General features: G+C 42.6%; 28 protein-coding genes. 26 read left to right on the forward strand and 2 right to left on the reverse strand.

Annotated features, from left to right (window positions below; all coding sequences use genetic code 11):
- Positions 1–20: 20 nt before the first annotated feature.
- From asnS to IID12_00900, 22 genes are all read left to right on the forward strand, one after another.
- A complete protein-coding gene (gene asnS, locus IID12_00795) occupies positions 21–1,313 on the forward strand; it encodes an asparagine--tRNA ligase (protein ID MCH8287629.1) in 1,293 nt (430 codons plus the stop codon).
- Complete coding sequence (locus IID12_00800) at positions 1,314–1,778, forward strand: TIGR00725 family protein (protein MCH8287630.1); 465 nt, start codon at positions 1,314–1,316, stop codon at positions 1,776–1,778.
- Positions 1,779–2,057 carry an acylphosphatase gene (locus tag IID12_00805; GenBank protein MCH8287631.1) on the forward strand — a complete coding sequence of 93 codons (279 nt, stop codon included), beginning with the start codon at positions 1,779–1,781 and terminating at the stop codon, positions 2,055–2,057.
- A gap of 4 nt (positions 2,058–2,061) precedes the next feature.
- Positions 2,062–3,696 (forward strand): NAD+ synthase, encoded by a 1,635-nt coding sequence (locus IID12_00810; GenBank protein ID MCH8287632.1) that lies wholly within the window; start codon positions 2,062–2,064, stop codon positions 3,694–3,696.
- The gene (locus IID12_00815; GenBank protein MCH8287633.1) at positions 3,689–4,210 is read left to right on the forward strand and encodes an adenine phosphoribosyltransferase; all 522 of its coding nucleotides are present in this window, start codon (positions 3,689–3,691) and stop codon (positions 4,208–4,210) included. Before IID12_00810 ends, IID12_00815 begins: the two co-directional genes overlap by 8 nt.
- Before the next feature lie 19 nt (positions 4,211–4,229).
- Positions 4,230–4,712, forward strand: coding sequence for a hypothetical protein (locus IID12_00820; GenBank protein MCH8287634.1), 483 nt, complete (start codon positions 4,230–4,232; stop codon positions 4,710–4,712).
- Positions 4,713–4,714: 2 nt separating this feature from the next.
- A complete protein-coding gene (locus IID12_00825) occupies positions 4,715–7,087 on the forward strand; it encodes a DNA internalization-related competence protein ComEC/Rec2 (protein ID MCH8287635.1) in 2,373 nt (790 codons plus the stop codon).
- A 27-nt stretch (positions 7,088–7,114) separates the two neighbouring features.
- On the forward strand, positions 7,115–7,777 hold the full coding sequence (locus tag IID12_00830) for a hypothetical protein (GenBank protein MCH8287636.1): 663 nt from the start codon (positions 7,115–7,117) through the stop codon (positions 7,775–7,777).
- Positions 7,778–8,220: 443 nt separating this feature from the next.
- Entirely contained in the window at positions 8,221–8,601 is a 381-nt protein-coding gene (locus tag IID12_00835) for a cyclic nucleotide-binding domain-containing protein (protein ID MCH8287637.1), read from the forward strand.
- A gap of 76 nt (positions 8,602–8,677) precedes the next feature.
- Positions 8,678–9,667, forward strand: coding sequence for a ribonuclease HII (locus IID12_00840; protein MCH8287638.1), 990 nt, complete (start codon positions 8,678–8,680; stop codon positions 9,665–9,667).
- A gap of 7 nt (positions 9,668–9,674) precedes the next feature.
- Positions 9,675–11,402, forward strand: coding sequence for a gamma-glutamyltransferase (gene ggt / locus IID12_00845; protein MCH8287639.1), 1,728 nt, complete (start codon positions 9,675–9,677; stop codon positions 11,400–11,402).
- A 34-nt stretch (positions 11,403–11,436) separates the two neighbouring features.
- Positions 11,437–12,297 (forward strand): hypothetical protein, encoded by an 861-nt coding sequence (locus IID12_00850; protein ID MCH8287640.1) that lies wholly within the window; start codon positions 11,437–11,439, stop codon positions 12,295–12,297.
- 50 nt (positions 12,298–12,347) lie between these two features.
- Positions 12,348–13,283, forward strand: coding sequence for a P1 family peptidase (locus IID12_00855; GenBank protein MCH8287641.1), 936 nt, complete (start codon positions 12,348–12,350; stop codon positions 13,281–13,283).
- A gap of 40 nt (positions 13,284–13,323) precedes the next feature.
- Entirely contained in the window at positions 13,324–13,974 is a 651-nt protein-coding gene (gene lepB / locus IID12_00860; GenBank protein ID MCH8287642.1) for a signal peptidase I, read from the forward strand.
- Complete coding sequence (hemW, locus tag IID12_00865; protein ID MCH8287643.1) at positions 13,944–15,134, forward strand: radical SAM family heme chaperone HemW; 1,191 nt, start codon at positions 13,944–13,946, stop codon at positions 15,132–15,134. The genes lepB and hemW overlap by 31 nt, the downstream gene beginning before the upstream one ends.
- Before the next feature lie 84 nt (positions 15,135–15,218).
- Positions 15,219–16,520 carry a nodulation protein NfeD gene (locus IID12_00870; GenBank protein ID MCH8287644.1) on the forward strand — a complete coding sequence of 434 codons (1,302 nt, stop codon included), beginning with the start codon at positions 15,219–15,221 and terminating at the stop codon, positions 16,518–16,520.
- A 10-nt stretch (positions 16,521–16,530) separates the two neighbouring features.
- A complete protein-coding gene (locus IID12_00875) occupies positions 16,531–17,286 on the forward strand; it encodes a slipin family protein (GenBank protein MCH8287645.1) in 756 nt (251 codons plus the stop codon).
- Between the two features lie 111 nt (positions 17,287–17,397).
- Entirely contained in the window at positions 17,398–17,970 is a 573-nt protein-coding gene (locus tag IID12_00880) for a TlpA family protein disulfide reductase (protein MCH8287646.1), read from the forward strand.
- A gap of 349 nt (positions 17,971–18,319) precedes the next feature.
- A complete protein-coding gene (locus IID12_00885; GenBank protein ID MCH8287647.1) occupies positions 18,320–19,306 on the forward strand; it encodes a methyltransferase domain-containing protein in 987 nt (328 codons plus the stop codon).
- Between the two features lie 33 nt (positions 19,307–19,339).
- Positions 19,340–20,314: an aldo/keto reductase gene (locus tag IID12_00890; GenBank protein ID MCH8287648.1), complete on the forward strand. Its 975-nt coding sequence runs from the start codon at positions 19,340–19,342 to the stop codon at positions 20,312–20,314.
- Between the two features lie 38 nt (positions 20,315–20,352).
- Positions 20,353–20,682 (forward strand): DUF971 domain-containing protein, encoded by a 330-nt coding sequence (locus tag IID12_00895; GenBank protein MCH8287649.1) that lies wholly within the window; start codon positions 20,353–20,355, stop codon positions 20,680–20,682.
- Positions 20,663–21,112: a hypothetical protein gene (locus tag IID12_00900; protein ID MCH8287650.1), complete on the forward strand. Its 450-nt coding sequence runs from the start codon at positions 20,663–20,665 to the stop codon at positions 21,110–21,112. The genes IID12_00895 and IID12_00900 overlap by 20 nt, the downstream gene beginning before the upstream one ends.
- 5 nt (positions 21,113–21,117) lie before the next feature.
- Here the strand turns inward: IID12_00900 and plsY are convergent, their stop codons facing one another.
- Together plsY and IID12_00910 are read right to left on the reverse strand one after the other, a co-directional pair.
- The gene (plsY, locus tag IID12_00905; GenBank protein ID MCH8287651.1) at positions 21,118–21,759 is read right to left on the reverse strand and encodes a glycerol-3-phosphate 1-O-acyltransferase PlsY; all 642 of its coding nucleotides are present in this window, start codon (positions 21,757–21,759) and stop codon (positions 21,118–21,120) included.
- Positions 21,759–22,616 carry a DegV family protein gene (locus IID12_00910; GenBank protein MCH8287652.1) on the reverse strand — a complete coding sequence of 286 codons (858 nt, stop codon included), beginning with the start codon at positions 22,614–22,616 and terminating at the stop codon, positions 21,759–21,761. Before IID12_00910 ends, plsY begins: the two co-directional genes overlap by 1 nt.
- Before the next feature lie 492 nt (positions 22,617–23,108).
- On the opposite strand from IID12_00910, the gene IID12_00915 reads away from it, so the two are divergent.
- The 4 genes from IID12_00915 to IID12_00930 form a co-directional block, all read left to right on the forward strand.
- Positions 23,109–23,393 carry a rhodanese-like domain-containing protein gene (locus IID12_00915; GenBank protein ID MCH8287653.1) on the forward strand — a complete coding sequence of 95 codons (285 nt, stop codon included), beginning with the start codon at positions 23,109–23,111 and terminating at the stop codon, positions 23,391–23,393.
- Positions 23,394–23,411: 18 nt separating this feature from the next.
- A complete protein-coding gene (locus IID12_00920) occupies positions 23,412–23,915 on the forward strand; it encodes a DUF4149 domain-containing protein (GenBank protein MCH8287654.1) in 504 nt (167 codons plus the stop codon).
- A 29-nt stretch (positions 23,916–23,944) separates the two neighbouring features.
- Complete coding sequence (locus tag IID12_00925) at positions 23,945–26,089, forward strand: tetratricopeptide repeat protein (GenBank protein ID MCH8287655.1); 2,145 nt, start codon at positions 23,945–23,947, stop codon at positions 26,087–26,089.
- Between the two features lie 17 nt (positions 26,090–26,106).
- Positions 26,107–26,835 (forward strand): dihydroorotate dehydrogenase electron transfer subunit (locus IID12_00930; GenBank protein MCH8287656.1); only part of this gene is annotated, 729 nt, incomplete at its 3' end.

Raw genomic sequence — 26,835 nt, forward strand, 5'->3', positions numbered from 1 at the left:
AATTATCTAAAAGGAAATAAATGAACAGAGTTTACATAAATAACCTCTCAAGCCACGTTGATGAAGAAGTCACAATTAACGGTTGGCTGTACAATAAAAGATCAAGCGGAAAAATTGCATTTATAATAGTCAGAGACGGAACAGGCAGAGTACAAGGGGTTGTTTCCAAATCAGATGTGTCCGATGAGGTATTTGATAAGATAGGTTTGATCACACAAGAGTCATCGCTCTCAATTACAGGAACGGTCAAAGAAGAAAAAAGGTCCGAGGGGGGATATGAAATACAAGTCACGGCAATAAAGATACACCAGGTGGCTGATGAGTATCCTATATCCCCGAAGGAACACGGGACGGCTTTTTTGATGGATAACCGGCACTTGTGGCTGCGGTCGCGCAGGCAGCATGCGATTTTGAAAATACGGCATACGATTATCAAAGCGTGCCGCGATTTTTTTGACGAGAGAGATTTCGTACTCGTAGATACACCGATATTTACTCCCACCTCTTGTGAGGGAACAACCACTCTTTTTGAAACAGAATATTTCGGACGTATTGCCTACCTCGCACAGAGTGGACAGCTGTACAGCGAAGCTTCGGCTGCTTCGCTTGGAAGAGTGTATTGTTTCGGCCCGACTTTCCGGGCGGAAAAGTCAAAAACAAGGAGGCACCTTACGGAATTCTGGATGGTGGAACCTGAGGTTGCGTATTCCGATTTGGAAGACAACATGAAGCTCGCCGAGGAATTCGTCAGTTACGTGGTACAAAAGGTTCTTGAAACGAAAACAGATGAATTGAAAATTCTCGAGAGGGATTTGACAAATCTCGAGAACGTAGTCCCCCCGTTTCCCCGCATCTCCTACACGGAAGCGGTAAAAAAACTAAACGATTCGGGGCATAAATTCGAATGGGGCGGTGATTTTGGAGGAGAGGATGAAACAATCCTTGCTGAAATGTTTGACAAACCGGTTTTGGTTCACAGGTATCCGGCCGCGGTGAAAGCGTTTTATATGAAAAGAGATAATGATAATGATGATCTTGCGCTCGGGGTGGACATGTTGGCTCCTGAAGGTTACGGAGAGATCATCGGTGGAGGAGAGCGCGAGGATAATTACGACATCATTCACAAAAGATTAAAAGAGTATGGTCTATCGGTCAAAGAGTTTGAATGGTACCTTGACCTCAGAAAGTACGGCACCTTTCCCCATTCGGGTTTCGGGATGGGTATCGAAAGAGTGGTTGCATGGATTTGCGGTCTTAAACATATCAGGGAATCGATACCGTTTCCCCGCATGATTCACAGGTTGGAACCTTAAATGCAGTCAACACCGGGCAGAAGAGTTGCGATTGGAGTTCTGGGTGGCAGAGACGTAAGTCAGGATATCAGGCAAATAGCGGAACAGGTGGGTAGAGGAATTGCTAAGCTGGGGGGAATCCTCGTGTGCGGCGGTATGGGAGGAGTGATGGAAGCAGCATGCATAGGCGCAAAATCCAACGATGGGATTACTGTGGGTATTCTTCCTACATCTACAAAAGAAGAAGGTAATCAATATATCGACATTGCCATTGCGACCGGGATGGGAATTGGCCGAAACGCCATAATAGCGAGATCGATCGATGCCGCTATCGCTATAGACGGACAGTACGGTACTCTGTCTGAAATAGCATACTGTCTTCAGCTGGATATACCGGTGATCGGTCTTCAAACATGGAGCATAGAGGGGATTATCAGTGCCGATTCCCCGGAAGATGCCGTAGCAAAGGCATATGAGCAGATATAAATGAATTATGCGGGTTTGCATGCAATCGTCAAAGGTAACGTTCAGGGTGTGGGTTACCGCTGGTTCGCTGCACGATCAGCTCAACGAATTAACCTGACGGGGTGGGCGAAAAACCTCCCCAGCGGTGAAGTTGAGGTGAAAGCGTTCGGCGATAGAGGCGCTTTAAATTCACTGATAAAACAACTCAGCATAGGTCCTTCGTTCTCTAAAGTTAATGACGTTGTAGTGAGGTGGATCGAATATGAACCGTCCCATACTGAGTTCAATATAAAAAACTGAAAATATGAAAGTCGCTCTCGCTCAGATAAATACGACAGTTGGCGCTTTAAAGGAAAATACCGATAAAGCAATACAATATATAGATAAGGCTCGCGGTGATGGAGCCGATATCGTGCTGCTTCCTGAAACTACAATTCCGGGTTACATGACACTTGACCTGTTATTCAATGATAAATTTGTCAGCGATAACCTGAAAGAACTGGACAGACTGATATCGGAATGTCAGAATATAGTTGTGATAGTCGGCTTCGTTGAGAAGCTCGATAACAGTCTTTACAACACCGCAGGAGTGATTCAAGACGGTAAACTTTTAGGAAAGGTGCACAAGATCAAACTCCCAACTTACGATGTTTTTGACGAAGATAGATACTATACCTCAGGAGTTAACTCAGATCCGGTTAAAGTAAAGATTGAGGGTAAAACGGTCAACCTCGGGATTCAGATTTGTGAAGATATGTGGGACAGATCGGCTAAGAACGTCACTACGGTATTAGCGTCCAATAATTCAGATATCTTACTCAACATTTCAGCCTCCCCTTATTCGGAAGGGAAAATTTCTGAAAGAATTCGATTGATTACCAACCATAGTAAAAATACCGGAAAGCCGTTTTTTTACTGTAATTTAGTGGGGGGGCAGGATGAGGTCGTCTTCGACGGTACGAGTCTGGCATCTGATACCAAAGGTAATTTGATACACAAATCGGATTCATTTAAAGAAGAACTTTCAATAATTAACCTCGAAGATAAAAAGTCAGTCAGTTTTCATGAAGAGACTGACCTCAACAGTGACAATATCGAGGATTCGTTTAATGCGATTACTCTCGGTATCCACGATTACATAAAAAAGAGCGGGTTCAATTCGGCGCTTGTCGGACTTTCAGGGGGAGTAGATTCATCGTTAGTTGCTGTTCTCGCATGTGAAGCTCTCGGTCCCGAAAATGTGACGGGCGTTTCCATGCCTTCACGGTATTCATCGGAACACGGTAAAAAGGATGCCGAAGAGCTGGCAAAAAGCCTGGGTATGAATTTTAAGAAGATCTCGATAGAGAAAATGTATTCAACCTATTTAGAAGCACTTTCAAAACATTTTCGAAATACTGATCAAAACGAATCGGAGGAAAATATTCAGGCGCGCATCCGCGGAAATATCCTGATGGCGCTCTCCAATAAATTCGGTCATATGCTGTTATCTACGGGAAACAAGACTGAATTAGCGCTCGGGTATGCGACTATGTACGGGGATATGGCAGGCGGTTTGTCGCCGATAAATGATGTCTCAAAGCTTCAGGTATATAAAATGTGCGAGTATTATAATAGAAAAATGAATAAGGCGATTATACCCGAGTCCGTGCTATTAAAAAAACCTTCCGCAGAATTATCAGAAAACCAATTCGATCCATTCGATTACGAGGTTGTAAGTCCTCTTGTTGAAGATATTATCGAGCATGGAAAGTCGGTTAAGGATCTGGTGAACGCGGGATATGCGGTAGAAGATGTTGAGAGGATTCATAATTTGATCAAGAATTCCGAATATAAAAGGCGCCAGGCTCCTCCCGGAATCAAGATAACTAAAAGAGCATTCGGGATAGGGAGGAGAATGCCTCTGATAAATCATTACAGGGCTGAATTATATGACTGACCTTCAGAGTTACATACGGACAATCGAAGACTTTCCTAAACAGGGAATTGGTTTCAAGGATATTACGACGTTAACGCGTGATCCAATCGGATTCAAAAACGCAATCGATGAGATGGTAAGGCATCTTTCGGGTGTAGAAGTTGACATCGTGCTTGGAATAGAATCGAGAGGATTTATTTTCGGCGGAGCAGTCGCAGATAGAATAGGCGTCGGGTTCGATCTAATTAGAAAGCCGGGTAAACTACCGGGTGATACAACTTCAGAAAACTATGACCTGGAGTATGGTACCGATACGCTTGAAATACATCGGGATTCGATTGCTGAAGGTTCTAACGTTGTTATTATCGATGACCTACTTGCTACGGGAGGAACGATGTCGGCGGCACTGAAGCTCGTCAAAAAATTAGGCGGAAACGTTTCTGCCGTTCTATTTCTCATCGAGCTTGGTTTTTTAAACGGACGTGAAAAACTCCCTGATGAAAATATCATATCGCTAATTACTTATGATAGCTGATAATAAATAGGACTCGATTTTGGGTATTGCCGGTATAGCGTCGCTTTTAAAATGGGGCGTAGTGGTTGTGTTGGCCATCTCGCTCATACCACTGGCATCAAGGGACCCTAAATCGATAGATTCAGAATTTGAAATTAGCGAAGAAGGAAAGATTGATCTGTCCGGCTATGAAATTACTGTACTAAAGTATAAAGTAAATAAAACCATGTTAAACTCCCCTATCATAAGAAGTTATGGATTTGTGATTGAGCGAGCCGGGAGGGTTTTAGCGGAACTCTACGTCCAAAAGCATTTTCGGTCTGAATGGGAATTTTCTGATGACGCTCGTACCGAATACACTACATGGGCTCTCGAAGAGAAAAAATCGGACGGTTACAAAATCATAAGAATCTACCCGGGATTTGAAAACTTTGTTCTCAATTTTCCCGCATTTGATTTGGCGATGACTGATGTGCAGAACTTGGTAAAAGAGAGATTTGTGAGTGATGTAAATATAAATTAAGATTGATAAACCATTTCGCTAAATATCCGGCACTCAAGGCGCTGATCCCTATCATATTCGGTATACTGTTTCAAGGGATACTCGAACTCCAGGTTCAGCCTCTGCTAATATTTGTCATACTATCCGTTCTTTTAATGTTGTTGTTTTTTCTTCGGAATTACGAATATAATTTTATCACCCAAACAGTTCTCCTTGCTTTTATAGGTTACAGCGCTTCATCACTTTCGAACTTCGATAACACCCGGCTCAATTCAAGCAGATGGGCGGATAATGACATCACTACAGTAGGTAAGGTGACAGCTGTTAGCAAAGGGAAGTCAAGGTGGATTGACATATCCGTTGACGGATTGATAGTGAATGATTCCGATCTTGTCAAGGATCGTTTAAAAATAAGGATCAGACTACCTGAAAGTTTAAATTTTGTCGGGTATGGCGATTCGATTGCTCTGCGGGGACGTCTCAATTTACCCGGAGGCAGGAGAAACCCCGGTGAATTCGACATTAGTAAGTACTTTCGTTCAATAGGAATAAACGCCTATATATCAAAGAAAAACCTCAATTCAGTTAATTTAATTTCTAAGAGAGACAATCGGCTTTCAATAAGCGACGGGACCTATTCAATCAGGGAGTCCCTACAAAACAGTGTTAACCGAATACTATCTCCGGAAAGTTCTTCCGTAATAAGCGCGATACTACTCGGTAATCGTGCATTGCTTTCAGAAGAGACTCGTGATGATTTTAGAAAGACGGGAATAATTCATGTCCTCGCAATTTCGGGATTACATATCGGTTACATTGTTGGAATTCTTTTCATTATCGGATCGCTCTTCCGGTTTAAAAGAAAACCAAAAGTTCTCTTTATAATTACGGGAATTATCATGTATGCATATCTGATTGGATGGAAGACACCGGTAACGAGAGCCTCGATTATGTCCATAATATTACTTGCAGGGATAATTTCCGAACGCAGACACTTACCGCTCAATACACTCGGAATAGCTGCGATCATCATCCTGCTTTTGAAACCTGCGGAATTATTCCAACCGGGATTCCAATTATCATTCGCAGCCGTTGCTTCAATAATATTTTTTAAAGAGAGGTTTGGAGATAAAATTCGTCTACCTAAACCTACTAACGGATTTCGACGAATATTGAGATGGATTATCTTGCTCTATTTAATGACACTGTCAGCCCAAGTAGTTACAATGCCGCTTACAGCGTATCATTTTAAAAACTTTTTTCTTACCGGGTTGCTGTTAAACGTTCTGATAGTTCCATTTGTCGGAGTACTTGTTGCGCTGGGTATAGTTACACTGTTCTTTTACTATTTATATCCGCCATCTGGATTGATTTTTGCGGCGGGTTTAGACTTTTTAACCGAGTCTCTCATTTCACTGCTCTCATTTTTTTCTGATAATTTTAGAGCAAATATCGTCACGGGGTCTTTCCCGTTCTGGTTACTTTTTATCATTCTCTTAACGATATTCAGCATCGGATTCCTGAATGAATTAAAGGGGAGAAAATGGTTAGTGATACTTGTCTTAATTACCTTGAACGGATTTATGTGGAACAAGGCGTTGCATTTTAGAGGAATTGACGTCTATTTCTTAGACGTGGGACAAGGAGACGCAATTTTCATAGACGGTTTTGCGACAAAAAATATTTTGATAGATGCTGGACGAAAAGGATTCGGCAAACAGGCGGGAAAATACATTATTTCACCCTTCCTCTTGGAAAAAGGGATTAAAAAAATTGATTATCTTCTGCTCAGTCATCAGGACGCAGACCATGTTGGCGGCGTGAAATATTTACTTCAAAACTTTCAGGTAGACAGTTTAATGACCAGTTATAATGATTCAAAATCTCCACCATATATTGATGCTCTGTCAGCAGCGGGTGAACTCGGAATTCCCGTAAGGAAAGTCAAGATGGGTGACACAATAAGGTTAGGTTCATTTTCGAACATGCAGGTGTATAATCCGCCTGGAAGTTATGCTTACTCGGTGCTGCAGTCCTCCAACGACTTATCGATCGTTATGAAATTCACCTATGGATATTCGACTTTTCTGTTTCCGGGAGATATTGATTCTAAAGCGGAAAAATTTCTGGCTGAGTCTGGTTTTCAGATCAACTCGGAGGTTTTAAAAGTTCCGCATCACGGCAGTGCGACGTCAAGCAGCGAGATTTTTTTAAATCGTGTAAGTCCAAAGGAAGCTGTAATTTCAGTCGGAATGAACAATCCTTATAATCATCCTTCAGAAAATGTACTGACCAGATATCATTCTTTAGGCATAAATTATTATCGAACCGATTTTGAAGGCGCGCTGTTGTTCAGGTCAAACGGAAGAAGCATCAGCAGAGAATCATGGAATTGACGTTAAGCTATATCGGAATGAGGTTTTGTGATCAAGAAAGATAAATTGACTCGAACGACCGGCATAATACTTATGTTTTCGATATTGATGCAATCAACGGCGTGCGCGGTTCGCCCCCCGCTAAAAGATTCGGAATGGATCTACCTGGAAAAAGAAGAAAAAAGACCCTTTTTCGAAAACGTTCTTGAGGAATCGGATAAGCCTACGCTGCATCTCACCGTAACTTACATAGCTATAGGCGGTCTGGTAGCGTTTTTGGGGTTAGGCGTAGCATTTGATAAAAAAACAAATCCACTTTATTCCTGGTTGGCGTTTTTAAGTTCGGCAGGATTACTCTGGGGAGTGTCAGGCACGCTTATACAGAAAAATTATGATAAACAGCGCAAACGTATAGCAACTAGGGAATTAGCAATCCTTGACCACCCTGAATGGAGGGGTGACAAAGTTCGAGCTATCAGGAATGGAAGGATTGACGTTGGATTTGAAGACTTGATGGTGACCGCTGCATGGTCCGACCCGCAAATCGTCCGGTATAACGTTGAATTCAATGGTGAACTATTTGAGGAATGGACATATTTCATCAAGAAGAACACCAAAGTTTACATAAATATTGACCGTAAAGTTGCCGTGATTCAAACACCTCAGATGACATACCAAAGAAGAGCTGCCGAGAGAGTCAAAGAAGAGTAGCCGGATTCAGTCTCAAATTTAATAAAATTCTCCTCCCGAGTTATTCAAAATGAGAATTTACTCCACAACAGAAGACAATATTGTATTACAGAACTCAGTTTAAAGTATGTTGCTAAATCTAAAATAAACAGTATGATAACGAATCGCTTTAATCAATTCGCATGAATATTTCTCCCAATTTGACGGAGTGGCATAATATATGCCTTAACAACGCACAGAATGCGAAGCCAGCTCATTCCTGGCAAGGGGGGAGCCAGGTTTTTAAGCGGAGATTAGCATTCCGGTCAAGTTATAAAAACTGGTTGCGGACGATTTAAATATACACCCACAACCAGTTTTTTATTTTGAATATTCAGTGCGATCCGGTTATTATAGTATAATAGTAAAAATTGTTTAACTTCCGAGTATTCCCAATGGGCGTAAGATGAACCGGAGATTCGACTATGACGACAGGTATTGAAAAAGATTTTCAAGAAGGTGAGGTAATTTGCAATGAGGGAGACGCCGGGGACTATATCTATATTCTCAAAAAAGGGAAATTAGGAGTATATAAGGATGAAAATTTAGTCTCAGAATACGAAAAACCGGGTACTATTCTTGGAGAAATGTCCATTATTCTCGGTGAGGAAAGAACCGCAACCATCAAAGCGTTATCACCATCAACAGTATCCGTCATTCGAATCACTCTGAGGGATTTGGTAAGGAATTTCCCCGCGTTTACGGTAAAAATATTAGAAGTACTCGCAAGCCGGCTAAAAGATACAACTGATGTTTTGACGGACACCCTTGTGGAGCATAACATTGAAGATGAAGACGTTCAGTGATATGATGCACCGTATATTTCTCGTTAAATATCTCACAGCACTGATCTGAATCAGAGCGGCAAACACTCTCCCCCGTATGCCTGAAATAGACCCGATTCATTATGAAAAACAACTCTGGTCAAAAGGAATTAATAAAATTGCAGGTGTGGACGAAGCAGGCAGAGGTCCGTTAGCGGGTCCTGTTGTAGCCGCTGCGGTTATATTAGACAAGGACAATATACCGGAAGGAATTGATGACTCAAAGAAATTGCGTCCCGCCGTTAGAGAAGAACTCTATGAAATCATTACTGCAAAGTGCGTTAGATTCGGCGTAGGAACGGTTTGGCAGGAAGAAATCGATAAAACCGATATTTTAAAATCTACTCACAAGGCCATGAGAAAAGCTATCGGAAACCTGGGAACCACGCCCGATCATATATTAGTTGACGGAAGAGGATTGCCGGGTAAAATTTTCCCACAAACAGCAATAATAAACGGGGATTCGCTCTCAACCTCAATCGGCGCCGCTTCAATAATTGCTAAAGTGACGCGCGATGGCATCATGCGTGAAATATCAAAAATATATCCCGAATACGGGTTCGAAATTCATAAAGGATACGGAACAGAAAAGCATATAAAATCCATAAACCAATTAGGACCATCTCCGGTCCACCGAAAGAGTTTCCGAAGAGTTAAAGAGATAGAAGTGAAATTAGATCTCACTAACCAAAAAAAGGTAGGGGAGCATGGAGAACGTATAGCATCGCTTGAACTGATAAAGAGGGGTTACACGGTAATAGAAAGAAACTACTGGGCTGGAAAAAGGGAGAGTGAGATAGATATAATCGCATCAAAAGAGAACACACTTGTATTTGTAGAGGTTAAAACTAAATTACATCAAAATTTCGGCGAACCGGAGGAGTGGATATCCGAAAAAAAGAGGGAACAATTGATAAGAGCTGCCGAAGCATACATACAAGAAAAAAAACCTGATGCGGAAGAATACAGGTTCGACGCTATGGCTGTAGACATTGAACCTGAAATACCGACAGTGCATCATATCATCAATGCTTTTCAAAAAAAGTAGTCCTTTTGTGATCTACAAAAGACTCCTAATAATCTTTGTTCTTACGATTCCAGCGTGTAATCCGAATATCCCGGTTGATGATAGATCAGAATTTCATTCAGCGGGTATCGTCGTCTCGGCCGACAGCCTTGCAACAGACGTAGGACTGAAGATACTCAAAAAGGGAGGTAACGCGGTAGACGCTGCTGTGGCTGTGGGCTTTACCCTTGCGGTGACGTATCCGAGAGCAGGGAACTTAGGCGGAGGAGGATTTATGGTTCTTCGCCTGTCAGACGGAACTAAAACTACAATAGATTTCAGGGAGAAAGCCCCTGAAAAGGCTACCCGTGATATGTTCCTCGATTCGGCAGGAAATCATATACCCGAACTTTCGGAAGAAGGTGGGCTTGCTGCCGGTGTCCCCGGAAGTGTTGCCGGAATGCTATACGCTTTGGATAAATACGGAACGATGAGTGTTGAGGAACTGATTTTACCCTCGTATAAGTTGGCGAAAGAAGGGATAATCGTGACCTCCGGAATGTCGGAAACGATTTCGCAGAGATTGGATATATTTCGAAAATATCCGGCAACCTCGTCCATATTCCTGAAAGATTTGCTTCCATATAAGGTAGGAGACAGACTGATTCAGGCAGACCTATCAGAAACGCTAATGAGGATCATGGAAGAGGGAGCGAAAGGATTTTATGAAGGAAAGACCGCCGAGTTATTCGTATCTACAATGAATAATTATGGCGGGCTGATAACAATCTCCGACCTGCGTGCGTATAGACCGGTTGAGCGTGTTCCCGTAATCGGCAACTACCGGGGGTACGAGATCATAGGAATGCAGCCTCCGAGTTCCGGCGGCATAGTTTTGACAGAGATGCTGAACATACTCGAAAATTTTGATATATCCGGAATGGAAAGAGGCTCTTATTCGTTCAATAAAACGTTTACAGAAGCGGCTAAACATGCATACGCCGACAGAGCGGCGTATCTCGGTGATATGGATTTCTATCATGTCCCTGTAAACGCATTAACAGCGAAGGAATACGCGCAGCCGAAGGCGGACACCATTAAAACAGGAAAAATAATCCCAAGTAAGAATTTAAAGTACTGGAATGAAACCCGGCTTGATTCCGTGGAGAATGTGCTTTTAAATGAGAGCACCGAGACCACACACTATTCGGTTATCGATAAGTGGGGCAACGCCGTATCTGTATCAACGACCATAAATGCCTATTACGGCTCTAAGATTGTGGTTGACGGCGCGGGTTTCTTTCTGAACAATGAAATGGACGACTTTGCTGCCAAACCCGGAGTTCCGAATATGTATGGTCTGGTACAAGGGGAAGCGAACATAGTCGAGCCCGGAAAGAGAATGTTGAGTTCGATGACTCCTACTATTGTGGAAAAGAACGGAAAGGTAGTGCTTATAACCGGCTCACCTGGCGGGAGCAGAATAATCACCACAGTAGCTCAGGTACTCATAAACTATATAGATTTTAAGATGGAACCGGTCGAAGCGGTGAAGAGACCGAGAATTCACCATCAGTGGCTGCCTGATTCACTATACTACGAACCGGATGCGCTTGATAGTGAAATGAAACTGAAATTGGAATCATCAGGGTACGATTTAAAAGAAAAGGATATAATTGGTATCGCACAAACCATCGGGTGGGATCGCTCCACTGGAAGGTTGGTACCGGCGCCGGATATGCGTAGAAACGGATATGGGGGTACAGTAGAGCAATGAATAAAAGGATGAAAGTAACGGAGGAAATTCAATAATGAAGTTGTACGGATGGGCGGGACTCTTGATAATTCTATTTGCGGAGATAGGTCTGATAATCGAAAATAAATTTGTATTGAGTTATATGACCCCTATAGCATGGACAGGTTATATAATGTTCATGGACGCTTTGATTTTCCGATTAACCGGTTCTTCATATCTAATGAACAGAAGACTGGAATTCGTATGGATGCTCCCCTGGTCGGTACTATGCTGGCTGCTCTTTGAGGCTTACGATCTTTATATGAACAATTGGCATTACGTCGGTATTCCGGAGAGTTTACCTATTTACTGGTTATCATCAGCGTGGGCATTCGCTACTATATTCCCGGGTATTCTGCTTACATATGAGTTCATAAAGCATTTAAAACTGTTCGATAATATACGTATCAAACCCTGGAAATTAGGGCAGGGTATGATGAGGGGGTATGTTGTTACAGGATTTTTTTTAGTGTTTTTGCCGTTCGCATTCAATAGCAACGTAGCCGCATATTTTTATGCGTTTGTCTGGTCCGGATACGTTTTTTTGTTGGAACCGATAAATGAACGGCTTGGAGGAAAATCAATTCTACCCGACATGAGGGCGGGCAAGCCGGCAAAACTGCTGAACCTTTTTACCGCAGGTATAATTTGCGGATTTCTCTGGGAGTTCTGGAATTACTGGGCTCACACGAAATGGATATACACAGTACCCGGTTTTCTTGGAGCGGGTCCAAAGTATTTCGAGATGCCGATAATCGGCTTTTTGGGATTTCTGCCGTTCGCCGCAGAAGTGTACGCAATGCAAAACTTTTTGATGGCTGTATTGAAAAAATATTTCCGCATAGGTGAGACAAACGGCGTTCCGGTGTCCGCATAACTGAATACGAAATGTACAAAGTTGGATTCATAAAAATTGACGGGTGAGCATTGCAGAGTGGTGAAGGTATAACAGACGTACCCGGAGTCAAAGTCGGCAGCGCCGAAGACACCGAAGCCAAGACCGGATGCACGGTCGCTATATTCGAATATGGCGCCGTTGCGGGCGTAGACGTGAGGGGTTCAGCACCCGGAACTCGTGAGATCGAATCTATCAAGCCGGTTCGAAACGTAGAGAAGATACACGCAATCTTACTTACGGGAGGGAGCGCATTCGGATTGGATGCCGCGGGCGGAGTGCAAAAGTTTCTTGAGGAGAAGGGTATCGGATATGACGTACAAGTTGCGCGGATTCCTATAGTGCCAGCGGCGGTGATATTCGATTTAAGGGTTGGCTCCGCATCAGTTCGTCCTGATTTTGAAATGGGGTACCGGGCAGCTGCTGATGCTTCGGGTGAAAATCCGGAGATAGGACTGCACGGCGTAGGTATCGGAGCATCTGCGGGCGGTATTTCGGGAGAGAAAAGAGGCAGAGGTGGATTCGGAACGACATCGTTCAAGATAAACGATAATGTCGTAGTGGGAGTGATGACTGTAGCAAATCCTCTTGGTAACGTGATAGACCCTTATAGAAATAAAACGATAGTCGGAAGCATTAACAGGGACGATTGGGTAATGCCGAAGTCCGGTGAGCCATGGATAGAAAACACCGTCCTTGCCGTAGTAGCGACAAATTGTAAGATGACAAAGGAGCAGGCGACAAAAGTTGCTCAAATGGCGCAGGACGGCGTTTCAAGGACTATAATTCCGGCTCACACTATGTATGACGGTGACATTGTTTTTGCCGTCTCTACCGGAAATGAGGAATGCGATATAAACGTTGTCGGGGACGTAGCGGCAGAAGCGGTGGCAAAAAGCATCATCATTGGCGTTTCGGCGGCGAATGGATTAGAACTTGACTCTGTCAACCGAGAAACAATAGTTTAACTACATGCGTATAAGACTACAGATGATAAAACAAGAAACTATGGATAAAATCGTTCAGAACGCCAAATCGATAGGCGGAATTATTTTAACGGCTTTGATAATCAAAGCTACTATCGTGGAGGCGTATCAGATCCCGACCGGTTCTATGGAGGATACGATATTAGTCGGTGATTTTATTCTCGGGAACAAATTCATATTCGGTGTTCGAATTCCGGGCACCGATTGGCGTCTTCCTTCCTTCAGGCATCCCAAGCAGGGAGACATTATAATTTTTAAATACCCCCGCGATCCGAGTCAGAATTATATTAAGCGCGCGATCGCCGTCGGAGGTCAAACCCTCACCATACGTAATAAAAAGGTGTATGTTGACAACAAGTTCGTAGAACTCCCTGATAATGGCAAATACAGCGATCCGAATATTCGCAGTAGGAAGATGCAGGAAGGTCTCATTTATCCGAAGGGCGCCGGAAACAGAGATAATTACGGGCCGATAGAAATACCCGAGGGTTATATTTTCGTTATGGGTGACAACAGAGATGAGAGTTACGACAGCCGATATTGGGGTTTGGTTCCCGAGCGAAACATACTTGGAGAAGGTCTGATTATCTACTGGTCCTGGGACAAAACTATTCCATTGTACAACATATTCGAAAAAGTTCGTTGGTCAAGAATCGGCACAATACTAAGTTAGCATCGTCCGCCGGTATATATCTTCACGTTCCTTTTTGCATATTTAAATGCCCTTACTGTGATTTTTATTCCATCGAGAGCGGGATAGATGAAGAATCTTCAAGAAAGAGTTTTGTAGATTCGCTGCTCTCTGAAATAAAGGTAAATCCACCAACAAATCTCGATATCGGCACTGTCTATTTTGGGGGCGGCACCCCGAGTATGCTTTCCGGAGATCAAATTAAGGAAATATTGGACTCGCTGAAGAAGCATTTCAGAATTCTCGGAGAAGCTGAGATAACTCTCGAAGCCAACCCCGATGAGATTAAAAAGGATAAACTCCACGCATATAAAGAGGCGGGAGTCAATAGGCTCAGTATCGGAGCGCAATCGTTTCAGCCGGAAGAGCTGAAGACGCTCGGAAGAATCCATTCGCCGGAAGATATTGTTGCGGCTGTTGAAGCAGCCCGGGAGTCGGGATTCGAAAATTTTAATCTGGACCTTATTTACGGTATACCGGGACAGAGCGTCGATTCTGTGCGCGAAAACGTCAAAAAGGTGATCAGATTGAAGCCGAAACACATCTCTGTTTATTCACTCACTTATGAAGAGGGCACACCTTTTTATGGTATGAAAGAGAGAGGAGAGATTACACCTGTGGACGAAAAGTTAGAGGCGGAAATGAGCGCTGCTATAATAGAGTTTCTTGAAAATGCCGATTATAAACGATATGAGATCTCAAGTTATTCCCTTCCCGGATACAAATCCATGCATAATTCCTCATATTGGAACGGAGCAACATATTATGGTTTCGGTCCCTCAGCGCATTCGTTCGACGGCAAAGTCAGATGGTGGAATCTGCCCGATGTTGATTCGTATATAAAGAAGATAAATAACGGTGAGAGTCCGATAGCGGGAAGGGAGGAACTAAGCCGGGAGCAATTGATATTTGAACGGATTTTTCTAAAATTAAGAACGACAGAGGGATTACATCTTCCGTCCTTTGAAAGAGAGTTCGATATTGTCTTCGAAAACCGATATGAAACTCAACTGAAAAAAGTAGATGAACTGAATGAACCCGGTCAGGAACCGATATTATTAATAGAAAACGATTTTCTCTTTTTATCCGACTACGGAATGAAATACAGTGAAGAGATATCCGCGTTATTTGCGCCTCAGTAAACCCCGATTTCACTTGACATTCGTGGCTAAAAAGGACGTTATTGAAACTAATTGAAAGTACCTGTTAACAAATTGATACGTCGAATCCAGCTATTCGTAATTATATGCTTCTTTGTCGCTGCCACTGTGGAAGCGAAAGCCGGAACCGACTCAACATCGCACCCGATCTTTCATCTAATAACCGTAGAGGGAGTTATAAATCCCGTGACTGCGGAGTACATAATCAAAGGGATCGACCGGGCAGAAGAATTAAATGCCGACGGACTGATAATAGAACTCGACACTCCCGGCGGCTTGATGGAATCGATGAGACAGATAGTGAAAGCAGTGCTGGAGTCCGATGTGCCCGTGATAGTGTATGTAGCGCCGTCCGGCTCAAGAGCCGGATCCGCAGGAGTTTTCATCACCTTAGCGGCTCACATAGCAGTAATGGACAACGGGACCAATATAGGTGCAGCACACCCGGTGGGCTTGGGAGGGGCCTCTCCCGATTCGGGAAGCGTAATGTGGGATAAGGTTACGAATGATGCGGTAGCGCAGATTCGATCTATAGCCGATAAACAAGGCAAAAATGCGGATTGGGCAGAATTAGCCGTTATCGAGAGCGCATCTATCACTGAGATAAAGGCTTTAGAGCTAAATGTGATAGACTATATTTCTCCGAATATCGACAGCCTTTTGGTATCCATAAACGGTGACACTATAAAATTAGAACATAAAGAGATCGTTTTAAATACGGTAAATGCCAAGATCGTTCACTATGAAATGGGATTCAGGCACAAATTTTTGTTGACAATTTCAAATCCGAATATAGCCTATATTTTCATGATGCTCGGGGTATACGGATTGTTTTTCGAAATATCAAATCCCGGTGCGTTGGTTCCCGGTATCCTCGGGGGAATATTCCTGATTCTCGCTTTCTTCAGCTTCCAGACTCTCCCGATCAATTGGGCAGGCATGGCTTTGATACTCTTTGCTTTAATACTTTTTATTCTTGAAATTAAGGTGATAAGTTATGGAGGTCTGACAATCGGTGGAATTGTAGCTATGACGCTCGGCTCGATAATGTTAATAGATTCGCCATTACCCATTTACCAGATAAGTCTTTCGGTCATTATTCCGTCTGTATTATTGACAGCATCATTTTTCATTACTGCGATGTATCTTTATTACAAGGCTCAAAAACGAAAAATTGCAACCGGGGCTGAAGGTCTTATCGGTGAAATAGGCGTGGCGAAAACGGATATAGGCAAAAGCGGTGAGATCAGGGTTCACGGAGAAATCTGGTCCGCATTCAGCGATGAAAATATTTCCAGCGGTGAGAGCGTTGAAGTTGCTTCAATTACCGGGTTAAAAATTAAAGTCAAAAAAGTCGAAAATAACTAAGGGGTAAATTATGGCACAGATAATACTCATTATAATAGTTGTCCTGTTTTTCTTAAGCACAGCTCTAAAAGTTGTGAGGGAATATGACAGAGGCGTGATATTTAGATTGGGCAGACTCATCGGTTCGAAAGGTCCAGGGTTGATATTCCTCATCCCAATTATCGATAAGATGGTGAAAGTAAGTTTACGAGTCGTGACCATGGATATCCCGACGCAGGATATAATCACAAAAGATAACGTTTCCGTTAAGGTTAACGCCGTTTTGTATTTTAGGGTTATTAACCCTGAAAAAGCTATCGTGGAAGTGGAGGATTATCTTTTTGCCACCGGTCAGTTGGCACAAACGACCTTAAGGAGCATATTAGGGCAGGTCGAGCTCGATGAGCTACTATCGAATCGTGAAGAGATAAACGAAAAACTGCAAAAAATCGTTGATGATCAGACAGACCCCTGGGGGGTTAAGGTAAGTCTGGTAGAGCTCAAACATGTGGAGCTTACGAAGGAGATGCAAAGAGCAATGGCAAAGCAAGCGGAAGCCGAGAGAGAAAGACGCGCGAAAATAATCCACGCCGAAGGAGAATTTCAGGCATCAGATAAATTAGCAAAGGCAGCTCATATTATCGGTAAGGAACCGGCAGCGATTCAACTTCGATTTCTTCAGACGTTGACGGAGGTTGCGGCGGAGAATAACTCTACTGTCGTATTCCCTCTCCCGATAGAATTCCTGAAGGCATTCGCAAAAACTGCGGATTCCACATCAGGATAAATATGGGTATTAGTAATCCACAATACATTAAGCTCGTTGATGATTACGCATCTTGAATACATGAACTGCAAGTGTCATAAAAGAACGAATATGAATTGAAGGAGTAGATGGTTGATGAGGTTTAAGGCAATAATGATGGCAGGAATTACGGCACTTACGATGGCGGCATGTTCCTCGAATGAATCCGGAAGTAAAGTGGAGGCTAAATCTTTATCAATTGATGAGGCTGAATTAAGGCCTATGCCGCATTTTGAATTAGAGTACCTCGATGGAACTCATTTTGATTCGAATTCGCTGAAAGGAAAGGTGCTGTTCGTTGATTTCTGGGCAACCTGGTGCGGTCCGTGCCTGCACGAGATACCTGACATGATCGAGATGCGAAGAAAATACAAAGAGTACGGTTTTGAGGTAGTAGGCGTTACAGTACAGTCGGGCGATGCTGACGATATAATGCCTACTGTTGAACGGCTCGGGATGGATTATCATGTCCTGATCGGTAATGAAAAAGTTATGGAATCATTCGGGGGTATCTGGGGTTTTCCCACGAATTTCATTATAACGAAAAAAGGGAATATCTATAAAAAGTTTCTCGGGATATATCCTGATAAAGCGGCTGTTGTAGAAAAGGATATCAGGTTTCTTCTCGGCTTGGATAATATGCCGTCTGAATCGGAAAGCTTATAATTTTCTTAACAAGTGAAACAATTGGGCAGCGCTGTCGTATAACAAATAGAAACGATAATGATATGGAACTGAAATGAACATAGCGATAATGATAACGGTGATAACGCTTTTGACTATCACAGTGATTGATAGGCTTAAAAGGAAGAGATCGTTAGTCAGAAACATGATTTACGAAGACGCAAGGGGCAGGAACAGATAACGAAAGACTTCACCTAATACCCACAGAACAAACCTACCGAAAATAAAGGCGGTGGCTGTAAAAGGTCACCGCCCTTTAATTTATCTTATATTGTAACTTCATTCTTCTTTCCTTAAATTCGCATCGGTTTAAAATTAATACCGGCGAGAGATGGAATTTAAAGACCTAATGCAGATAGTTAACGGCTTCCAGGCTTCAAGAATACTCAATTCCGCCGTAGAGCTCGGATTGTTCGAGGCGATTAAGAGTAATGCGATTGAGGCTGCTGAACTGTCAGAGCTTTGCGGTACAGATGTAGATACGACCGAGATTCTTCTGAATGCGCTGGTCAGCATGGAGCTGCTCACGAAAGAAGAAAAAAGGTACTCAAACAATGAATCTTCAAAACGATTTTTGCTGAAAGGATCAGAATCTTACATCGGCGATATAATCCAATTTACGGGTGACCACTGGAAGAGGTGGGAGAAACTAACTTCTATGATTCGAGAGGGAACCCCGCAAGAGAAACCGTATATGGAAAAACGGCATGAATCCGGATGGGAGCATTTTATACAGGGAATGCATAATTTCGCACTTTCAAGGGGCGATGCAGCGATAACGGCTGAAGTTATCGATTTATCAAAAGCAACAAGACTACTCGACGTAGCGTGCGGACCGGGAACTTACTCCTATGAATTGTGCAAAAAATATCCTGACATCAAAGCGTTTCTTTTCGATCTCCCTGAAACTATTGCCATTGCGAAAAAAATCTCGATGGAGTACTCTTTAGGTGAAAGATTAGAATTTGTCGAGGGCGATTACAAAACCGATAACTTCCCGGAATCAATTGATTGTGCGCTCCTATTCAATATTATTCATCAGGAAACGTCAGAAGAAAACATAAAACTAATTGAAAAGATATATAAGAGCCTGAACAAAGATGGAGTTCTTTTGATAAAAGATCATATCTTAAATGAGGAGAAAACGGCTCCGTATGACGGTTCTATCTTTTCTGTGCAAATGCAATTGATGACGGGTGGAAGATGCTACAGCGGGAACGAGATGAAGTCATGGCTGTCAGACGTCGGGTTCAGGGATATTGATATTAAAGATCCTGTACCCCCTATGACGTCAGCCTTTGTTACAGGTATAAAGTAAAGCAAGAATCAGTATTGCTGATAAGGAATCATAATGGAATACACCAATTTAGGTAGAAGCGGATTGAAAGTATCCCGGTTATGTCTCGGGACTATGAACTTCGGTCCGTTCACCGATGAAGACAAATCTCACGATATAATGGATAAAGCGATTGAGATTGGAATAAATTTTTTTGATACTGCAAACGTGTACGGTTGGAAAATGGGAGATGGAATTACCGAAAAAATAATCGGCAGCTGGTTCGCTAATGAAAGTTCGAGAAGGGAAAAGGTCGTACTCGCGACCAAAGTCTATGGGAAAATGGGAGAGGAGCCAAATGACAGAGGATTATCCAAACATCACATCATCAGGGCGTGTGAAGATAGCCTCGAACGCCTGAAGACTGACAGGATAGACCTCTACCAGATGCATCACGTGGAAAGAACAACCCCGTACGAAGAGATATGGGAAGCAATGGAGCAGTTAGTCCGGGATGGGAAGGTTTTGTACATCGGCAGCAGCAATTTTGCAGGGTGGGATATCGCAAAAGCGCAGGCAGCGGCGAACAGCAGAAATTTTCTGGGATTGGTATCCGAACAACATAAATATACTCTCAGCTGTCGACTACCTGAACTTGAAGTGCTACCGTCATGCAGAGACCATGGGATAGGCATTATACCCTGGAGTCCCTTAGACGGCGGCATCTTGAGCGGGTCAGCGTTCAAGGCAAAAGGAAAAGTAAGAACGGCGGATAAATTTGCACGGGAAAAGGTCGATGAATTCAAAACGAATATTGAAGATTATTACAAATTTTGCGCGGAGATAGATGAATCACCCGCTCACGTTACAATCGCATGGCTCCTGCATAACGATGCAGTTACAGCTCCGATTATCGGGCCGAGAAATGAAGAACAACTAACAGGTATAATTAGAGCATTGGAGATCAAATTAGACGATGAGTCCTTACGTAAGATCGATGAAATTTGGCCCGGACCGGGTGGTGCAGCTCCGGAGGCGTATGCATGGTAATTATAAAATCAACGAAGAGTTGATAGAAAGATGAACAAATGGAACCCATAAACGTTGAAACCATGCCGAATGACTTGGCGATCAACTGGTCGGACGGTCATGAGACATTCATAGATTTTGTCACACTCAGAAACGCCTGTCCCTGCGCCGCTTGCAGGGGAGAACCCCATTTGTGGGGGAAGACTACACCTACGATAGATTCGAGTAAGTTACCCTCCGAAGCATTCGAATTGATGAAGATAAACGGAATGGGAAATTACGCACTTCAGTTCGAGTGGGGAGATCGTCACGATACTGGAATTTATACGTATGATCTTCTTAGAGTGCTCTGTCAATGCGAAGAGTGTAATGCTAAAAGAGCATCTTAGTATCGCATTTTTCAGATTACAAGTATTAATGCTGTTATTGGTCGCCGGGTGCGCTCAGCCGAATTTTAATGTCAATTATGAGAAAATCGCTCAATTCAGCGGTGAAAAAGAGGGGATAAAACTGTTTTTCGCCGTTAAGACGAGGGGCGGCATAGCGCTTCCCGGTGACAGGTATATGATATACGTAGTTAACGAGTCCGGCAGGACAATAGAATTCGATCTTGAAAAAGATAAATATCTATATTACACGAATACTCAGGTTTTCCGGGCACACATGTTTAAAGTAGGCGGAAATTTCCCACGCTTTGTGAGACCTGGTGAAGTAGTTACTATTGGAATAATGACTGACCGGAAAGGCTTATCTATCGAAGGATTTGAAGTTGAATTCAGTAAACCTGCGATAAAAATATTTGCGGGTAAGATAAATTAGGCGGATTATTCGAGGCTTCCTGATTTAACTCCGAACCGGTTTTCTTCTCCTTTCAACAATCTCCGAATGTTGCTCCTGTGCGTGTACAAGATGAACAGCATCACAAACAGTGCGAAATAAAATTGTACAGGCGGGGTAGAGCTTCCCGCATAGAGTTCCAGCAGGTAAAGCGAGACGGGGAGTGTTATTGCCGCAAGCATCGATGCCAGGGAAACGAATTTCGATGTAAAAGCAACTATAAGAAATACTATAAGGCAGAATATCAATGCGACGGGGTAGATAGCGAGGAGCATACCTGCCGTCGTCCCAACTCCTTTTCCTCCTTTAAACCTGGCGAAAACGGTATAAACATGACCTAAAATCGCCGATACTCCGGCAATAATCTGAACAAGCATAGGAGAGAGGATTCCGTTTTCATATCCCAAGCTGGCTATATAATAAGCAGCAACCCAACCCTTCGCTACGTCGACGAAAATAACTACCAACCCCGGGCCCCAACCGAGCGTCCTTAATACATTTGTTCCGCCGGGGTTCCCGCTGCCGAAATCTCTGATATCGATGCCCTTGAGAAACTTACTCAGTATAATTGAAGTCGGGACGGAACCGATAATGTAGCTTAATAATACAACTCCTATAATCGATATCATTATTCTTTAGGTTCTCCGATGAACGCGGCGCCAATGGCACCCATACCCGTATGAGCGCCGAGAGCGGCGGAAGCTTCCGCTATATAGAGGTCGTTTGTGCCAAATCTTTCCATAATGTGATCGGCGAGCCACTTAGCCAGCATCGGTGCGCGAGTGTGCACAACGGCAAAACGGAGGTTAGTATATTTCTCCGCCCGCTTGATAAGCAGATTCAACACTTTTTTATGAAGGCCTCTCTTACCGAATGAAACTGATATGGATTTCGCTTTGCCGTTTTCGTCAAAAGTAATAATCGGTTTTAGATTAAGGAGAGATTTTATAATGCCTTTGGAAAGAGGAACCCGTCCGCTTCTAATCAAATTTGCGACGTCTTTGATACCCACGACAATATCGATGTTCGGAACCATTTTTCTCGTGAGACGGACCACCTCATCGTACGATCTTCCATCTTCAAGTAAACCGGCGGTATATCGAACTAAAAGTCCCAGCGCAATACTCGTCGTAGTGCTGTCGATTGTTGTAACGACCGTATCGGGAATGTTCCTCGAGACGGTCTGGGCTGATTGAAGCGTACCGCTCGCGCCCCCCGAAACGTGGATAGAGATAATTTGATTCGATTGCCTGGATACAGATTCATAAATTTTCTTAAAATCCGCCGGAGTAGGCTGACTTGTGGTTGGCGATACATCCGAGATTTCAAACATTTTATAAAATTCTCCGGTGGTCATGGTTACTTTGTCAAGATATGAATCTGTTCCGAAATAAATTCTCAACGGAACTACGTTGATCTTAAGCTCCTTGATAACCTCGTCCTGTAAATCACAGGAAGAATCTGTGACGATTGAAATCTGTTCCATTTCTGAATCCTCAAATTAGGCGACATGCCGCGATTTCATGTCGTGTATTTTTTCTTTGACAGCTCGCCGTAATCTTCAAGTATGGTGAAAACAACGTCAGGTTCATTTGAATGAATGCGAATTTTTACCATTTGTGAGGAGCCTGCCGGCATAGCGCGTAAAAGATGCGGCCCGTTTAGGTAGTTAATTTTCATTAGAGTGGGTGAATTTATACTAATACCGAAATAATGTCAAGCATGACAGCAGTTATTTTCGATTCTACAGTCTGTTTGCAGCCTCCTAAATTTTAAAGTCTTTGGATATGGTCGCTTTTCATTTGCGAATTTCAGCTGGGTAAAGTATAATTATCCCGGAAGGTCGTTTAACTGAATAAAGAGGAAGATTTTGAATTATACTATTTTAACATGCGTATTGTTATTATTGGCGGCGGCCGGTTGCTCGTCAAGCAGTGGAGAGGGATATAACGAAATTTCTGTCGTGGAAGTGAGAAAAATGGTTGACAGCGAAGACGAGAGTGTCTTATTGCTCGACGTGCGCACACTTGAAGAATATTATGGCGATTTAGGACATCTTCCAAAAGCTACTCTGATACCTTATAATGAGCTTGAATCAAGGATAGCGGAGCTATCGGAACAGAAGGACAAAAAGATTATCGCATACTGTCGTGTGGGCAGGAGAAGCGCAATTGCTGCAAAAATATTAGCTGATAATGGATTCGACGCTTATAACATGACCGGCGGGATGAAGAAGTGGAAAGATGAGTATCCTGACTATTAATTTAAATTTGGATCAGTGATGGAATTTTCACTTACAGTATCAAACTATCTGCACATTATCGCAATGTCAACGTGGGTCGGCGGAATGCTTTATATTGTATTGATAGAAGTACCGGTATTGAGAAAACACCTGGATCCGGCTGATTTCTCCACCCAGATGACGCTTCTCGGGAGGCGGTTTCAGACGGTAGGATGGATACTCCTTCTGATCTTATTTGCGACCGGACTGTCGAATATTATGCTCGAAGATTCTATATCCGATCTAATGAAAACACCAATCTACACGATGAGTATAATTATTAAGCTGATTCTATTCGCTTTAATGGTTCTGAACACTGCACTGCATACTTTTTATTTGGGTCCTAAAATGTCCAGATTGTCAGAAAGATTGCAATCTTCCGAGTCCGAAGAAATTAGTGTTGAACTGAACAACCTCAGAAAACGGTCAATATTTTCTTCAGCCTTCAGTTTGTTATTATCACTTGTCATCGTGTATTTCGGGATGCTTGCGTCAAAGGTATAACCGATCATGGATTTCTTGAGAGTCATCTTTTGAGAAAATTATTACTGTTTACATTTCTTTTATCATTGGGTTCGGCACAATTCTCCTGTGCTTATTTCAACACTTACTATAATGCCAAGAAATATTATAACAGCGGCAGAAACGCGTCCGAAAAGAATACCGGTATCAAGATAACTCAAAATGAAGTGAAAAATTACGAACTCGCAATCGAAAAATGTAAGTCGGTAATTCGTAAGTTTCCGGACAGCCGCTATGTTGACGATGCTTTATTAATAATGGGGAAATCATATTACTATCTTGGCGATTATGAGAATTCAAAGATCAATTTAGAAGAACTTCTCAGGAGGTATCCCGAAAGTAACCTGACAAACGAATCGCTTCTGTGGTCTGGAAGGGCGGCATGGAAACTCGGACAATACACGATTGCCGAAGAGGGAATCACCAAAGTATTGGAGTTGACGAACGACGATAAACTACGCTCCGCCGGGTATGAAATGTTGTCTGAAATTTACAGGGATAAGGGATCTGAGGATCTCGAATTAAAGTATCTTCGAGAAAACCTGAAATACAGTAAAAACGATCAACAAAAAGCTGAAATAAATTATCGAATCGGGACGATACTCTTAGGGAAAGGCGATTTCGAAAATGCTATTAGTGCATTTAAAAAAGTCGAATCTCTTTTGCCGAATCCTGAGCTGTTAGAAAAGGCAAAAATGGATTACACCCGGTCGTTGAAGCATATGGGAAGAACAAACGAAGCTCTTGATATTCTTCAGACGATGCATGATTCTGAACGGTTCAAAAAAATCAGGGGTGAAATTGAAAATGAAATAGCGGACATCTCATTGCGCGGCGGTGATACCGAAGGAGCGATAGAGATGTACGGAGATGTAGGAATTAATTATCAAAAGACGACATCTTCTGCTCATGCATGGTTCATATTAGGCAATCTTCATCTCTATCCGATTGACAGTTTGCACAACCGAATCAACTACCATTTTGCGCGTGAGTATTTTGCTCGCTCGGCAAAATCGAAAAAAAAGAATGTATATACAAATTCTTCCCGTCGGAACAAAAGAATTCTGGATGGTTTCCTTGCCACTCTGGAAACAACGAAGATAGACAATATCGAACTTCTTTGGTTGTCGGGTGAAAAAGAGAAAGCCGAAGATTTATTAAGAGAGTATACAATTGTAAAAAAAGAATTCTTAGATGATATACTTCCCGCGCGGAAGCAAAAACAAGGTGTGAAGGGAAAAACGGACAATTCGGCATCCGGTAAAACAGATGAATCAGACGAAAACACAACGGATGAATTGCTAAATAGTGAATTTGCGAACCTGGAAGATGAAGATGAGGAAATAGAGGAAAGAAAATCGGATTTAATGAGAGATGATTTCAAGATATTCGGATTAAACGAAGTTCCGATCGACAGCTCGGAAGCATTGAAAGAAAAGGTAAAGACAGTCGTAGAAGTGAAAAAACCGAAGAAAGAAAGTAGATTCGGAAAAAGAGCTTATGACGTTGTACTTCGTGAGCTGATAATGAGCAAATATCTGATGGCTGAATACTATTATCTTGATTTAGCACAACCGGACTCAGCAAGGCAAATCCTCGAAAGAATCTTAAAAGATCATCATAATTCTGAGTTTGCACCGCGCGCCGCTCTCACACTCGGACTGCTTTACGATTCAGTGTACGAAAATGAACAATACGCCGATTCGATGTTTCACCTCGTCATAAATGATTACTCTGATAGCCCCTCTGTTATGGAGGCGAGCCGGCATCTTAAAATACCAATAGAGGAAAAGGGCTTATCCCAGATCCCGGAGATGGATATCTATGACAGGGCGTTTAACGAGGGTCTGATAAGAGAAAACAGAACGGAAGCGTTTAAACTGGTGCAACAATTAGAGTCGGAATATCCTTATTCAGCATACGCGGCAAAAGCAGCATATCTTAGAGCCTCGATAATAGATAACAGAAATGAATCTCCGGAGATCAGTCATTCTGAATATAAACGTATCGTCGAACAGTATCCCGATACAAAGTACGCTAAAGAAGCCAGGTCAAAAATGAAACGATTAGCTCTGCTGATAAAATCTAAAGAGACTGAAGAAAAGGAGACGGAAGAACATCTTAAAGAAAAACCAAAAAAGTTAAAAAGACGGTGATACTTGCTTAACAAATAATGGGTAAATCTTTTGTAATGGTACTTTCAAACAGGGAAATTGCCCATAATATCTATTCATTAGAATTTGAAACAACTCCGGAAATTTCTAAATCTACTCCGGGTCAATTCATAAATATCAGAGTTCGGGGTGAAGACGCACCTTTTTTCAGGAGGCCGTTCAGCATAGCCGGCACGGATGATGAATCGACTGAAATCATCTACGAAGTGGTGGGCAGAGGAACATATTATCTCTCCTTATTAGAAACAGGAGACTCTCTCGACATTTTAGGACCACTCGGATCCGGATTCAGATTTGAAAAGGAAAATTCCGATATCCTTTTGATAGGGGGTGGGATCGGACTGCCTCCATTGCTCTATTTAGCGCAAAAAATGTTCTCTTATGGAATTAACCCGTTGCTTCTTGCCGGATTCAGGACAAAATCGGTCAACTATCTTCCCAGCAATACTGATCGTGTACTGTATGCGACTAATGACGGAACTTTAGGATATAACGGTTATATTACCGATTTGTTGATTGAAAAATTGAGAGACAAAAAATATGAGAGAATATATGCTTGTGGACCGGATCCTATGTTGTCGAAAGTTATAGAAATCGCCGACGAATTTAAGGTAGCCTGCTCAGTTTCGGTAGAAAATGTATTCGGATGCGGAACAGGGCTGTGTCTCGGTTGTATAATGGAAAACTCTCTTAAAAGATACACCGAAACAGGTAGAAAATATGCTCTC

The sequence above is a fragment of the Candidatus Neomarinimicrobiota bacterium genome (assembly GCA_022567655.1).
Classification (GTDB): domain Bacteria; phylum Fidelibacterota; class SORT01; order SORT01; family SORT01; genus JADFGO01.